Consider the following 14,131-nt stretch of genomic DNA (forward strand, 5'->3'; position numbering starts at 1 on the left):
GGCAATTCCATTATCTATTTGACGCTTATTATTTTACGCTAAATTAGCCTGAAATCATTACCAGATAACCGTTTCAGGTTTTTTATTTTGACAATTCATAATTATTTAATCTGCTTCAATATCTGCGGAATGTGGGATTTTACGCTAAATTAGCCTGAAATCATTACCAGATAACCGTTTCAGGTTTTTTATTTTGACAATTCATAATTATTTAATCTGCTTCAATATCTGCGGAATGTGGGTTTTATGTCTCCAAAATTTTCCACTAAACTTTGTTGAATAGCTTCAATGGATGCCACCTGTCTTGGCTTTACCTGATAATGTAGTTTAATTATGCTACTTTATGAAGTGCGGAATGTGGGATCAAGGACGGGCAGGATGCCCATCCCAGAAGATTGGATACTCTTTTTTTTTGGCGCAACCTCACCAGGTCATTTACACACCCACCAAGGTTTTGTTCTCTACTTGAGATTCGGTCTTAGGTAGTTTAGATTCTACGGCTGTACCTTTGAAGAAATCAGGGTTGGCTTGGGTGTAGAATTTATAGGGATTGCCAAATACATAAGCTTTGAAGTCAGCTTCAGAAATTACGCCTTCTCTCACCAAATCCCAGCTTTCAGCTAAAGGCGCGGTGAGATCGGGTACATCCCAGTGACCAACATCAGAGGAGTAAATGGCGTTAATTTTGACTCCCAAGGGGTTGGCTTTATCGTTGAATGCCGCAGCAATAGTACGATCATCTGATTCAGAACCAAAGAAGAAACTATTCACCCAGCGATCGCGTATATCTTCAATTGATTGAATCCCTGCTGCACCAAAATCTTCCAATTCGCTACCCACTGGTGAACGACTGTGACGGTTGAAGGAAGCTCCTAGCACACTTTTAGTCAATTCCTCTTTGCTGAGGGAATGTCCTTGAGTAATTTCTCCACCATACTGTGCAAACAACTCAAACAACTCATCAGGATTAGCTAAATCTGGGTTATAGTTTTGCAGTCCTTCTAAATTGCGCTTGGAGAAACGGTCTACTAAATGAATGTAGACGTGAGCGCCCCAATCTGCCCCACCTTCCAACATACCGATACGCAATTGGGGGAAGCGTCTAGTTACACCACCAAAGAACAATGCTTTGGCAAATGCTTGTGAACCATCAGCAAAGTGACCGATGTGGTTGTTCATGTAGTTACTAATGGAGGAGCGTCCAGTCCATCCTTGACTACCGTAATGGGTGGTGAGAGGTACACCTAATTCAACGGCTTTAGCCCAGAAGGGATCATAGTCATATTCGCTATCTAGCCCGAAAAAGTCAATGTAAGAGGCATATTTGCCAATTTCTGGGAATTGATCGGCTGGGTATTTATCTGCGATCGCCTTAATTGGCCGTCTCACACCACCAGGGATATTTGCCACTTTCAGCCCCAGTGTTTTTACAGCAAACTCCAACTCTTCAATCGCTTCTTGGGGGGTAGTCATGGGGATACCAGCTACTACTGTTAGGCGATCGCTATATTTGCGGTAAATATCAGCATGATAGTGATTAATTGCCCGTTGCAATAATTGCCGATTCTCCTTACTTGCACCAGCCGCAGCTAAGGCATTATTGGGAAATAATACAGAATAATCTGAACCTTGCTCCCCTTGACGTTCATAGAGTAATGCAGGGAGAGTGTAGGTAGCCAAATCTAAAGTATTACGGGTAACTCTAGCCCACCAAGGTGATCGCAATGTCCGGTTATATTGACGTTCTTCAGGAGTTTGTTGATACCAGTCTTTACCTTCACTCTTGGGATTAAGACGAGAAGATTCAGCCTTGCGTAATTCATCTACCAGCTTCACACCGCCGTAGTGAGCAATATAATCCTCAAGGGCAGGAGTAAAGTCATTAGTGTGAACATCAGTATCAATGACAGGATAATCCAGATTGGCTCTAACTGCGGCGGAGGGAGAGCTTTTCAATTTGCTATATTTAGTCATATTTTCCTTAGAAAAGTTACAAGACAACTTAGATCCCTGACTTCTCAAACAATTGCAGAATTTAAAAGTTATGAATTTTCAAAAAATCGGGGATCTGTGGGAGATCATGCTGTTGATTTTGACTTGGGTTTAATACGTGAGATTGAAGATTCTTGTTTTTTGGACAAGCCTAACTTTCCGATAGTCTGCATAGACTCCGGTAGGCTTTTAACGTCTGTGCTGACGGGATCTAAGGGAACAATAAATTTTCTTTAACCTTGGATTTAAAATCTAAAACTTTGCTCCTTTGCGTCTCTGCGCGAAATCCAATTATTTAAACTGCTGCTAATACTTTTTGAAATTGATTAACTGGACGAGATAAACCCAGATTTTCCCGCAGAGTTGTACCTTCATACTCAGTGCGGAATAAACCCCGACGTTGTAGTTCAGGAATTACTAAATCAACAAAATCATCTAATCCACCAGGAAGATAAGGAGGCATAATATTGAAGCCATCAGCAGCGTCATTGAGAAACCAGCTTTCTAGTTGATCTGCAATTTGTACTGGTGTACCGATAATTGTCCAATGACCACGCGCTCCTGCAATCCATTGATACAGTTCCCGAATGGTAAAATTGTGTCTACGAGCAATATCAATTAATAATGCTTGGCGGCTTTTGTTATCATTGGTTTCTGGTAAATCTGGCAATGGTCCATCCAGGGGATAGGCAGAAAGATCCGTCCCTATCAGTCCTTGTAATAAAGCTAAACCAACTTGGGGATGTATTAAATCCTGTAATTCCTGATATTTGGCTTTTGCGTCTGCTTCTGTTAGTCCTACCACTGGAAAAACACCGGGCATAACTTTGAGTTGATCCGGAGTACGTCCATATTTTGCTAATCTACCTTTAACATCTGCGTAGAAGGCTTGAGCATCTTCTAAGGTTTGTTGAGCAGTAAATATCACTTCGGCAGTTTTACCAGCTAATTCTTTACCATCTTCAGAAGAACCTGCTTGTACAATTACAGGATGACCTTGGGGCGGACGGGCAATGTTTAATGGTCCGCGCACGGAAAAGAATCTACCTTTATGGTTAAGTTGATGTATTTTATTGGGATCATAGTAAAAAGCTGTTTCTTTATCACGGACAAAAGCATCGTCTTCCCAGCTATCCCAAAGACCTTTAACCACATCAATAAATTCGTGGGCGCGGATGTAGCGTTCTGCGTGAATAGGATGGGCTTCTAAACCGAAATTCCCAGCAGCTTCACTACTTCCTGTTGTCACTACATTCCAGCCGGCTCTCCCCCCGGAGATATGATCTAAGGAAGCAAATTTGCGTGCGAGAATATAGGGATCTTCATAGGTGGTAGAGGCTGTAGCGATAAAACCAATCTTTTCTGTCACCGCAGACAAGGCTGAAAATAGGGTTACAGGTTCAAAGTCTCCACCAAAGGCTGTCCGGCCTTCTGCACCGGGACGATGTTGTAAGGCTAAACCATCAGCTAGAAAAAATGCGTCGAATTTACCGCGCTCGGCTGTCTGGGCTATCTGTTTATAATGCTCAAAGTTGAGAGCGCCATTACTCCGTGCTTGAGGATGTCGCCAAGCTGCTACGTGCTGACCTGCTCCGGGTAAAAATGCACCTAGTCTTAGTTGTTTTTGTTGTTTGCCCATCGGAGACTCCAAGTAATATTCTTTACTCAATGAATATAGGATGATAAAAATTTTCTGGGATAGCAGTTGTCAGATATGTCAATGTGACTGCCGCATATTTGATATTTATTTGTTGGGAAAGCTTTTTCAACTCCTTAGCTATAGTTATAGGCATTAGCGTTAGTGGTGGGTTGTTGATAAAACTACTGTATCTCGACTGATTTATCGTAGATTAATAGTAGAATCTCATAACTCTCATGAAAAAGCAAGTACCTTTTTATAAAAAATATGGTGAACTAAATTTATTGGCGGCTAATTTTTAGAGATTCTAAATATTTGACGGCTCTAGAGTGTGCAGAGTGGGCGATAGCGAAGCGCTGCTGCAAGCAGATCGCTCAATTTAAAAAATATATAGTACAATTATACTTGTATTAACTACTGAGTAAAATAAAAGTAGCTTAAAATATAAGTATAAAAACTCCAGAGTACAGGTAGTAAATAAATGAAAATAATTTTCCCAACTTACGAAGGCTTTGATTTTTGCTAAACTAGAAATATGTATAAAATAAGGAAATATCAAGCTATGACACTTCCTAATTTATCAAGTCCTCAACACTATAAACTTGATATTGAACCGGAAGGACGTTTAACTTTACCCCAAGAAATCCAACAAATACTTAATTTACAATCTGGAGATAGATTAATTTTAACTCTGGAAGATAACGGAAAACTCCAATTAGTCAGCCTCAAACAACAAGTTAAAAAATTAAGAGGTTTATTAAAATATTAAAAGATAAATCACCTGATAGAAACTTGGTAGATGAACTCATCCAAGAACGCAGACAGGAGTATTTAAGTGAATAAATCTGTCTTAGAGGATGTTTGAAAAGTCTAACTTAGGCGATTAAAAATCACATCTACACAGACAAAACCTGCCTACGCAAGTTTCAAATCCTTAATTTTTCGTTAGTCCACGCAGGTGGACTTTGTTTGTGTAGTAGCGAATTATATTCGCCGAAAACTTTTAAGACAACCTCTTAGTTACCTAATTCCCTATTATACAATCTAGCTGCACAACAGCTTACTAATGTAGGAATCTCATCTGGATAATCAGCAATTAAATCAGCTTTATGAGCTTCCAATTCCTCCCTACTTCCATAGCCATAAGTCACACCAATTGAAGCAATATTATTTTTCTTAGCTCCAATAATATCATGAGAGCGATCGCCTACCATAACTACAGAAGAATGTAAAAGACTTTCCCTCTCTATAATGTAGGAAATTAAATCACCTTTTACACTTCTATTACCATCTAATTCACTACCATAAACACCATCAAACAAAGGTGCTAAATCAAAATATTCAATAATGCGTGTAGCATAAATTTGAGGTTTAGAAGTCGCTACAAAAGTCTGATAACCAGCAGCACGAATAATTTTTAGGGTTTCGGGAATTTGCGGATAAAGAGAGTTTTCACATAACCCAATTGTAGAAAAGCGACTACGATATAGTGAAATTGCCTCCTCCAGTAATGTGTCATCAGAGGTTTGCAATAACTGGGAAAAACTGCTTTTTAGAGGTGGTCCAATACACCAAAGTAATTCATTAGCATCTGGTGGTTGATAACCAAGTTCCGATAAAGCATACTGAATACAGCGAGTAATCCCCGTTTTAGGATCAGTTAGAGTTCCATCTAGGTCAAAAAGGACTGTGCGATAAAGCATTTTGGTAAGTTTAAATAGTTTTCAACCTTTGCAGAAACTCAATATTTAACTGTAGTTTTTCTCCCAACCACAGAGCATTATCGGTATGATCTTTGACATCATCTCCCGTTTCTGGGTGAACTAAAACATCCAAATCTTCACGGTTAAGCATTAACCAAGTCACAACTTCACCAAACTGATGTGGTAAAAAAGCCACTTGATACATTGATTTCGGGTGTGGTCCTATAGGTTGTTCATGCCAACGCCCCAATCTTACATCAAATTTAGCACCTAAACCTTCTCTGACACGAGCAGCCGCTTCACGACTGACGGTATCAAAATAAATATGTGCATGAAACCCAGTAATCTCAGTATTTGTATTCATTGTTCTTGATTTCACCTCTTGCTCTCAAGTATAACTTAACCATTATTTAGATATACTAATCATTCGTAAGCCATAAATTTAGTCAAACACAGATTTTTTGTAAAACCACTTGAAATTTCTTTTTAGTCATGCAATACTACTAACACAATCCCCGATAAATCGGTCAACAATTTGTAGTTTCTGATTTCTCTCAAGTCATCAATAAATTGTTCAACCCCCTCAAGGGTGATGCACAGATAACTGGCGATAGTTATGTCTGCGTCAGTTTCGGTATTGCAAGTAACTACTGACTATTTAAGATTTGGGTTTTTCATGTCAACAAATTTCCCAAACACAAATCCTAATTTACTAAGGAATTTAAACATGGCTGACATTAAAATTTATAGTGCGGTTGTTTGTCCTTATGCTCACCGTACCCGCTTGGTACTTCAAGAAAAGGGGATTGATTTTGATTTGATTGAAATTGATTTACAGAATAAACCAGAAGGTTTTACAAAAGTTTCTCCCTATGGAAAAGTACCTGCAATTACTCATGGAGAAAATCGAATTTGGGAATCAGCAGTTATTAATGAATATCTGGATGAAGTGTTTCCTAACCCCCCGCTTTTACCTAGTAACCCCATTGCCAAAGCTCAGGCTAGAATTTGGATAGATTTTGCTAATACTAGATTAGTTCCTGCTTTTTCTACACTGTTACGCAGTCCAGATTTCCAAAAACAAGAAGAAGCTAAAAAAGAACTCTACAAACATCTAGAATTTATTGAAAATGAAGGTTTAGGAAAACTTTCGGGAGATAGTCCCTACTGGTTTGGTGAATCTATCAGTTTGGTTGACTTTACCTTTTTCCCCTGGTTTGAAAGATGGGGCGCTCTTAAACATTATCGTGGCTTTGGTATCCCTGCTGAATTTACTCGTTTGAAACAGTGGAAACACGCGCTTAAAGAAAGGGAATCGGTAAAGGCGATCGCTCACTCCAAAGAGTTCTATATTGAGCGATATGCTAAATTTGCTGCTCCTGTTCCTGTAGCTGCTTAGTCAAACGCTGCATTCAACTATTCCTAAATTGAGAACACAGATTTATGAGTTATCAAAACATAGAAGTTAAACCAATTGCTGGACGTATCGGTGCAAAAATTAAAGGTGTTAATTTAGCTGAAAATCTTAGTGATGAAATCATCAGCGAAATTAGAAAAGCCTTGGTTCAATATAAAGTCATTTTCTTCCGTGGACAAGAACTAGATGCTAATGGACAAGTAAATTTTGCCCGTTGTTTTGGTAAAATAACTACTGCACATCCCACAGTTCCATCACTTCCTGGATATCCAGAAGTATTGGACTTAGATTACAGCCGTACCGTTGCCCGTGCGAATAACTGGCACACCGATGTTACATTTGTAGATCGTCCGCCCCTTGGCTCAGTCTTGCGGGCATTGGTAATTCCGCCAGCGGGAGGGGATACTATTTGGGCAAATTCAGTGACTGCATACCAAGATTTACCGGAGCATTTGCGGAATTTAGCGGATCAACTTTGGGCAGTACATAGTAATGCCTATGATTATGCCACAGCCTTTGATATACCGGAAGAAGTGAAATCTTACCGGGATGTGTTTACTTCTACGGTGTATGAAACACTGCATCCAGTGGTGAGAATTCACCCTGAATCTGGGGAAAAAGGTCTATTTATTGGTGGTTTTGTGCGGCAAATTCGCGGTTTATCTCCCACTGAATCAGCCGATATTCTGCGCTTATTGCAATCTTATATTACACGACCTGAGAATACAGTGCGTTGGCGTTGGCAAGTTGGAGATGTAGCATTTTGGGATAACCGAGCTACTCAACATTATGCGATCGCCGATTATGGAGATCAACCCCGTCGTGTGCAGCGTGTAACCATTGCTGGTGATCTTCCTTTAGGAATTGATGGTAAATATAGTCAAGCCATTAAAGGAGATTCTTCCGCATATATTCCCAATCTTGTAGCAGCTTGACCTAACCCCCTAACCCCCTTTCCTTTTAGGGAAGGCGGGAAATCAAAGCCTCTCTCTTACAAGGAGAGAGGTTTGGAGAGAGGTTTTAGGTTTAAAAGCATTAAATAATTGTAATTGGAAAATTAAAGGAATTGGATTTTATGCCTTTAACACCTTCAACAATGTTACCTTTGGGAACTTTAGCACCTAAATTTAATCTCCCAGATATAGTAACAGGTAAAACGATTTCATTGGCGAATTTTGCTGATAAGAAAGTATTGGTAGTTATCTTTGTTAGTCGTCATTGTCCTTTTGTGCAACATATCAAATTTGAATTAGCAAAGTTAGGACAAGATTACAAAAATAGAAATGTGGGTATTTTAGCAATTAGTTCTAATGATATTAATACTCATCCTGATGATGCACCAGAATTACTTAAAGATTTTGCCCAAGAAATAGATTTATCCTATCCTTTGCTTTATGATGAAAGTCAAAAAGCAGCTAAAGATTTTTTTGCAGCTTGTACTCCAGACTTTTTTGTATTTAATGCTAATAGAAAGCTGGCTTATCGGGGACAATTAGATGATAGTCGTCCGAAAAATGGTTTACCTGTAACTGGACAAGATTTACGGAAAGCAATTAATTATGTTTTAGCTGATCAGGAAATTATTTGGGAACAAAAGCCGAGTATTGGTTGTAATATTAAATGGAAAGCAGGGAATGAGCCGGTTTATTATAAAGTTCCTGTAGCGGTTGGGTAATCAATCAATAATAAGTGGCATTTGATACAGCAAGAATATGCGGAAGGCAGGAGAGGATCATCTCTTGCCTTTTCTTAAATATAATTTGCTTTTTTTAAAATTTAGTAGGGGCGAAGCATTCGGATAATTAATTATCGGTTTTTACCTAAGACTATCATCCGAATGCTTCGCCCTTACTGTGGTCTAAAGACATGAAAACTGCTGTAATATTCCTAACTTACAATTGGAGAACTGGTTGGAAAATTAGATAGATGAAAATGTCTGATAGCGTGGCGCAAGCCATATCAGGATACCCAGGATTAAAGGATTAACAGGATGAAAAAAATACAGCTACAGGACTTACCCAAAATCTCTTTAAAACCCTCTTAACTTCGTGTCCTTCGTATCTTCGTGGTTCATTATTTCGTGACTTGTCCACAAGTCCTAAGATAATCAAATCCTGTAAATCCTATAAATCCTGATTCTGACTATAAATCCTCATGCAACGCGCCCAACTTCCTAATCTCCGGCCAAATCATCGCCGTCACAACCACCACCAAAATCGTACCTATTCCCCCACTAACCACAGAGAAAACAGGTCCAAATAAAGCCGCAACCGCGCCAGATTCAAAACCCCCCAACTCATTAGACGCACTAATAAATACACTATTGATAGCCGCAACTCTTCCCCGTAAATGATCAGGGGTTTTAATTTGTACTAAAGTATGACGAATTACCACACTAATACTATCTAAAGCCCCAGTTAACGCCAACATTAACAACGACAACCACACCCAACGGGATAAACCAAAGATAATTGTTACCACCCCAAACCCGGCAACTGACCACAGTAACGCAAGTCCGGCTTTGCGGATAGGTGGCAAATATACCAACAATGCGGCCATGATCAATGCACCTATGGATGGTGCTGCTTGTAAATAGCCTAATTCCACTGGACCAACTTGTAAAATATCTTTGGCATAGACGGGTAATAATGCCACTGCACCACCCAACAAAACCGCAAATAAATCTAAGGTAATAGCAGCGAGAATAATTTGATTATTCCAAACAAACTCCGCCCCCGCAGCTAGGGATTTTAAAGATATTGGTTCTTTGGCAAAGTCGGTTTTTTGAGGTTTAATAGCTGCAACAGAGGCGAAACATAATAGACAGGCGATCGCCGCTACTATATAAACTGGGGTAGCACTCTTGAAAAGAGCGATCGCAAATCCTCCCAAAGCAGGTCCAATCACTGACGCTAACTGAAAACTACTACTTACCCAAGTTGCTGCATTCGCAAACACATGAGTCGGTATCAACTGCCACATCAGCGCATCACTGGCAGGCTTTAAAAATGCCCTAGCTACACCCATAAACGCTAAACAGGCATAAACTAGGAAAATTGCCCCTTTGCTGTAAGAAATAACTCCTAAACCCAGTGAACAAAGTGCCAGCATGAAAATTGCCAGTAAGGTAGTACGCTGGCGGTTATACTTATCTGCCACATGACCTGCTATGAATGTCAGTAAAATCATCGGTAGAACCTGTGCCAGTCCTACCCCACCTAAGGCCATCGGGGAATTTGTCCGTTCATAAAGTTCCCAACCAATGGCGACAGTCTGCATTTGTCCCCCTGTAAACAAGAGAACACGCCCAATAGTAAATAACCGATAATCTCGAAATCTCATGGCTGCAAAAGGATCGTGTGCAGCCTGATCTTTAGGGTGGATTTGTTTCTGTTTGCTCGAAGACATTTTTTAATAAAGTCAAACCTGCTTCAATTTGTGATAATTGTTCCGGTGTCAAACCCTCGATAATTTCGGCAATATGAGCGCGAGTTTTTTCCTGAGATTGTTCTAATAAAGACTTGCCTTCTCTGGTGATATTCAAAACTACTCGCCGTCTTTCTTGCGGGTTATCAGTGCGTTGCACCAGATGACGTTGTACAAGTCTTTCAATAGTTGTTGATGCTGTAGCACAGGTGACACCTAAATGATCTGCTACCTCAGATAAAGAAGCACCGGGATTGCGATTGAGAAAAGCGAGCGATCGCAACTGTGGTATAGATAAAGAGTCTGCACTGTGCGATCGCATTTCGTCTCGGATAAACCGCATCAATAAGGGAACAGTTTCCATCACCCTAGCGGCACATTCTTTAGAGGGTTTATCCAAACTCATAAGACCGTTTTTCTCCAGATTACATCGCCACCCGTGGATAAAGTCGTCCACAGATGTAGGTTAAACCTATTAATGTTAGCAAGAGAATTGTACAATCTAACCCGAACCCATAAATACTTGAACCCTGCGCCAGCATTGCACCCCGTAGAGCATCCACTTCATAAGTCAAAGGATTCAAGTGAGAAATGAGCTTTAACCAACTTGGCATCAATGAAATAGGATAGATCGCATTGCTGGCAAAAAATAACGGCATGGTGATTAATTGCCCAATTCCCGTAAACCTCTCCCGTGATTTCACTAAACAGCCAATGATTAATGAAAAAGTGCAAAAACAACCAGCACCCAAAAACACAATCAAAACTACCTGCAAGAAAGCCAAAGGATGGTGATTTAGGTTTACACCTAACAAAAAAGCCAACAGGTAAATAAATACCACCTGGGAAAAGCAACGTACACCAGAACCAATTCCTTTACCCAAAACAATGGCAGCGCGGGGTATGGGTGCAGCCAGAAATTTATGCACAACTCCTAAATCCCGTTCCCAAATTAATGTCATTCCCCCAGTAAAAATAGCGACAAACAACGCACTTTGAGCTAAAATACCGGGAGTCATAAAATCTAGGTAAGGTATATCACCTGTGGGTATAGCGCGAGTCCGAGTAAATACTTGCCCAAAAATGATCAACCATAAAGCCGGTTGTACAGCCCTGATTACTAAATCACTGGGATCATGACGCAGTTTTCTTACCTCTAACTCAGTAATTATCAGGGTTTTAGTAAATAAGTTTTTGATCGCAGACAAAATACCTTTTGGTCGAGAATGCCTGGTTTCAACCCAACCGTTGAGAGTTACGTCTGGTTCTTGCAGTTTCACTGTAGCTCACTCCTGATATTAATTGATTACCTGCGTATTGGATGAAGACATCATCTAAGGTTGCATCTGGTTTGCCGATGGCTGCTTTTAACTCTGTGGGTGAACCAGTGATAATTTCTTTACCTTGATTCATGATTACTACTCGGTGACACAGAGTATCTGCTTCTTCTAAAAAGTGGGTAGTTAAAAAGATGGTTGTGCCAAATTCTATACGCAGTTGTTCCATTAGCTGCCAAACTTGCGATCGCGCTACGGGATCTAATCCCACTGTCGGCTCATCGAGAAATAAAATCTGCGGTTGATGTAAAATAGCCTGGGCAATTTCTAATTTACGAATCATTCCCCCAGAATAATTTCTGACTAAGCGATGTGCTGCATCCTCTAAACCCATAAATTCCAACACATCTTTAATCTGCTGTTGTCGTCTTCTAGCGGGTATATCGTATAATTTAGCGAATATTAAAAGATTTTCATAACCTGTCAGGCTACCATCTGCTGATAAAGCTTGGGGTACGTAACCTATCACCCTTCTGACTGCATCGGGTTGACGAGTCACATCATAACCACCTAAGTATGCTTTACCACTACTGAGGGGCAGTAAAGTAGTTAGCATTTTAATTACCGTACTTTTACCAGCACCGTTGGGACCGAGTAAACCAAAAACTTCTCCCGATGCAACGGAGATATTCAAATTATCAACGGCTGTAAATTTTTCAAAGCGGCGCGTCAGTTCCAAGGTTTGCAATATTACGGATTGCGGGACTCGCGCAGATGTTACCGAAGAGTCTATGTTTCCCGTTAGTCTAGTCACGATGGGGAGACACTTCCTTTTTCAAATGTTTAGTTTATCTAAATATTAGTGTGGCATATTTTTTCTAAAAGTCAAGACCAAGGATTAATGATCACAACCCCAGTCCCAGCAAAATCTTTTTCGTTGCGAGTAACAAGTGATAGAGAGTGTTGAAGTGCGATAGCGGCAATTAAAGAATCCATAGCGGGTAGAGGTCGGACATTCTGTTCTAGTTGACAGATTAAATTTCCCCATAACACCATTGTGGAGACATCTAGAGTTAAGATTCTGTGTTCAAAGCGATTGGGTAGGGTTTCATTTAGCCAAGTTGTGAGAGATTCTTTTCTCTTAGATGGAGTAAGTTTACAGATGCCTCTAGCGATTTCGCCAATAGTAATTACACTGAGGTAAAGTGTTTCTGGAATTTGGGCATCTACCCAATCTAAAACTTTTTGATTTGGTTGTTTGGCAACAAGTTCAGAAATTAGACAAGTATCAAGAAGGTAGGTCATGGGTTGAAGGTATCGCGGGGTAGACTGCGATCGCGGTTCAAGTCGAGTTCTTCAGTGAGTTCAGCCAAGGGAGATTGACGGAAAAATTCTGAGATTTTAATAGGTTTTTCTGAGTTGGTATTGCCTGTAGTTAGGCTTTGGGCAAGGAGTTGAATAATATACAGTTTATCGTTATGCGAAAGCTGAAGGAGTTGTTGTTCGAGTTCTGGGATAACCATGATGGGGTTTAAATGAAGGATAATTTTATTGTACTTTCAGCCTGGAGTTTAGACTAAAGCAGAGCGATCGCTATACTATTATTATGGATAGATTTTAGCCCTTACAAATTTACCCTACTTGAGCAATTACCTGTCCGATGTCTTGAGGTGTTAAGCTGAAATTTTCCCATTAACATTCTATTTAAAAATATCGCTAGAGTAAATTTAAACCAATATGGACTGGACAACACCACTCAAGGCACAACAGACTGATTTTATTCAAAGACTTAAATCTGCTAAATTACTCCACTGTGACGAAAAAGGCCAACATAGTGAATTAACTGTCATTTCTGGTCAAAGGTTAGACCAATTACGGGATTTTTGCTGGGAAATGGTGAAAAAGTATAAACCAACCGACCCCAAAAATTACTTTATCAACAACATGAAGGGGAAACTGGGTGAGGAAGTTGTTAAATCCCGTTTAGCTGATTTTGTCACGGAAGTTGACTATGAAAAGCGCGTTGGTGGTGATGGAAAAGTTGATTTTACCTTAACTTCTGACTCATCAATTGGTATTCAGGTTAAAGCCCGGAATGGCAATTTTGATAAAATTCAATGGTCAATTAGTCGAGAAGAAATTGAAAAAAATGCTGTTCTAGTTTGTATTTTAATTCAAGAGGAAGTTAGCGAAGCTCAGGCTGAATACAATCTGATTTTGGCGGGATTTTTACCAACAAATATGATTAACTCGAATACTGGTAAAGCCTTGGTGGAAATAGATGAATTGCTTTATTCTGGGGGTTTACGCAGCTATTTAGAAAGTTTGACATCTTCTGAAGTTGATGAATATATGCGATTGGGTTATGAGTGTCTTGAGAAAGAAGATTATCAAGGTGCTTTTGGTTATTATAGTCAAGTATTGCAACTGAAACCAAATAATGAAGATGCTTATTTTTACAGAGCAAAAGCCCGTTATTATTTAGGAGATAAACAGGGTGCAATTGATGATTACACTCAGGTTATCAATATTGATCCTAACAATGCCCAAGCCTACTACAACCGGGGAATTGTCCGTAATGAATTAGGAGATAAGCAAGGTGCTATAGATGATTACAACCAAGCTATCAAGATTAATCCTAACTATGCCAATGCCTACATCGGCCGGGGAATTGTCC

At 39.8% G+C, this 14,131-nt stretch carries 15 protein-coding genes; 5 read left to right on the plus strand and 10 right to left on the minus strand.

What is annotated here, in order from left to right:
* Nucleotides 1-435 precede the first annotated feature (435 nt).
* Together FFR48_RS18210 and FFR48_RS18215 are read right to left on the minus strand one after the other, a co-directional pair.
* The gene (locus FFR48_RS18210; RefSeq protein ID WP_137668346.1) at nt 436-1,974 is read right to left on the minus strand and encodes an amidohydrolase family protein; all 1,539 of its coding nucleotides are present in this window, start codon (nt 1,972-1,974) and stop codon (nt 436-438) included.
* A 313-nt stretch (nt 1,975-2,287) separates the two neighbouring features.
* Nucleotides 2,288-3,631 carry an LLM class flavin-dependent oxidoreductase gene (locus tag FFR48_RS18215; RefSeq protein WP_137668347.1) on the minus strand — a complete coding sequence of 448 codons (1,344 nt, stop codon included), beginning with the start codon at nt 3,629-3,631 and terminating at the stop codon, nt 2,288-2,290.
* 535 nt (nt 3,632-4,166) lie between these two features.
* On the opposite strand from FFR48_RS18215, the gene FFR48_RS18220 reads away from it, so the two are divergent.
* Nucleotides 4,167-4,400 carry an AbrB/MazE/SpoVT family DNA-binding domain-containing protein gene (locus FFR48_RS18220; protein WP_236104108.1) on the plus strand — a complete coding sequence of 78 codons (234 nt, stop codon included), beginning with the start codon at nt 4,167-4,169 and terminating at the stop codon, nt 4,398-4,400.
* Nucleotides 4,401-4,647: 247 nt separating this feature from the next.
* On the opposite strand, the gene FFR48_RS18225 is transcribed toward FFR48_RS18220, so the two are convergent.
* Both FFR48_RS18225 and FFR48_RS18230 read right to left on the minus strand, forming a co-directional pair.
* Nucleotides 4,648-5,334, minus strand: coding sequence for an HAD family hydrolase (locus FFR48_RS18225; protein ID WP_137668348.1), 687 nt, complete (start codon nt 5,332-5,334; stop codon nt 4,648-4,650).
* Nucleotides 5,335-5,344: 10 nt separating this feature from the next.
* Nucleotides 5,345-5,698 (minus strand): DOPA 4,5-dioxygenase family protein, encoded by a 354-nt coding sequence (locus tag FFR48_RS18230; protein WP_096572453.1) that lies wholly within the window; start codon nt 5,696-5,698, stop codon nt 5,345-5,347.
* 363 nt (nt 5,699-6,061) lie between these two features.
* Here FFR48_RS18230 and FFR48_RS18235 point away from each other — a divergent pair, with 363 nt between their 5' ends.
* From FFR48_RS18235 to FFR48_RS18245, 3 genes are all read left to right on the plus strand, one after another.
* Nucleotides 6,062-6,733 (plus strand): glutathione S-transferase family protein, encoded by a 672-nt coding sequence (locus tag FFR48_RS18235; RefSeq protein WP_096572454.1) that lies wholly within the window; start codon nt 6,062-6,064, stop codon nt 6,731-6,733.
* Between the two features lie 44 nt (nt 6,734-6,777).
* Nucleotides 6,778-7,686, plus strand: a complete 909-nt coding sequence (locus tag FFR48_RS18240) for a TauD/TfdA dioxygenase family protein (protein ID WP_137668349.1) — start codon at nt 6,778-6,780, stop codon at nt 7,684-7,686.
* A 140-nt stretch (nt 7,687-7,826) separates the two neighbouring features.
* The gene (locus FFR48_RS18245; RefSeq protein ID WP_137668350.1) at nt 7,827-8,426 is read left to right on the plus strand and encodes a thioredoxin family protein; all 600 of its coding nucleotides are present in this window, start codon (nt 7,827-7,829) and stop codon (nt 8,424-8,426) included.
* Between the two features lie 467 nt (nt 8,427-8,893).
* Here the strand turns inward: FFR48_RS18245 and FFR48_RS18250 are convergent, their stop codons facing one another.
* From FFR48_RS18250 to FFR48_RS18275, 6 genes are all read right to left on the minus strand, one after another.
* Nucleotides 8,894-10,159, minus strand: coding sequence for an MFS transporter (locus tag FFR48_RS18250; RefSeq protein ID WP_096572457.1), 1,266 nt, complete (start codon nt 10,157-10,159; stop codon nt 8,894-8,896).
* The gene (locus FFR48_RS18255; protein ID WP_096572458.1) at nt 10,125-10,583 is read right to left on the minus strand and encodes a MarR family winged helix-turn-helix transcriptional regulator; all 459 of its coding nucleotides are present in this window, start codon (nt 10,581-10,583) and stop codon (nt 10,125-10,127) included. Before FFR48_RS18255 ends, FFR48_RS18250 begins: the two co-directional genes overlap by 35 nt.
* 19 nt (nt 10,584-10,602) lie before the next feature.
* Entirely contained in the window at nt 10,603-11,457 is an 855-nt protein-coding gene (locus FFR48_RS18260) for an ABC transporter permease (RefSeq protein ID WP_137668351.1), read from the minus strand.
* Entirely contained in the window at nt 11,414-12,268 is an 855-nt protein-coding gene (locus tag FFR48_RS18265) for an ATP-binding cassette domain-containing protein (RefSeq protein WP_137668352.1), read from the minus strand. The genes FFR48_RS18260 and FFR48_RS18265 overlap by 44 nt, the downstream gene beginning before the upstream one ends.
* A gap of 71 nt (nt 12,269-12,339) precedes the next feature.
* Entirely contained in the window at nt 12,340-12,759 is a 420-nt protein-coding gene (locus FFR48_RS18270; protein WP_137668353.1) for a type II toxin-antitoxin system VapC family toxin, read from the minus strand.
* Nucleotides 12,756-12,977, minus strand: a complete 222-nt coding sequence (locus FFR48_RS18275) for a hypothetical protein (protein WP_137668354.1) — start codon at nt 12,975-12,977, stop codon at nt 12,756-12,758. Before FFR48_RS18275 ends, FFR48_RS18270 begins: the two co-directional genes overlap by 4 nt.
* Before the next feature lie 214 nt (nt 12,978-13,191).
* On the opposite strand from FFR48_RS18275, the gene FFR48_RS18280 reads away from it, so the two are divergent.
* The coding region (locus tag FFR48_RS18280) for a tetratricopeptide repeat protein (protein WP_137668355.1) at nt 13,192-14,131 on the plus strand (940 nt) is incomplete at its 3' end.

Origin of the sequence: Sphaerospermopsis reniformis, assembly GCF_005402885.1 — a bacterium.
Classification (GTDB): Bacteria; Cyanobacteriota; Cyanobacteriia; order Cyanobacteriales; family Nostocaceae; genus Sphaerospermopsis; species Sphaerospermopsis kisseleviana.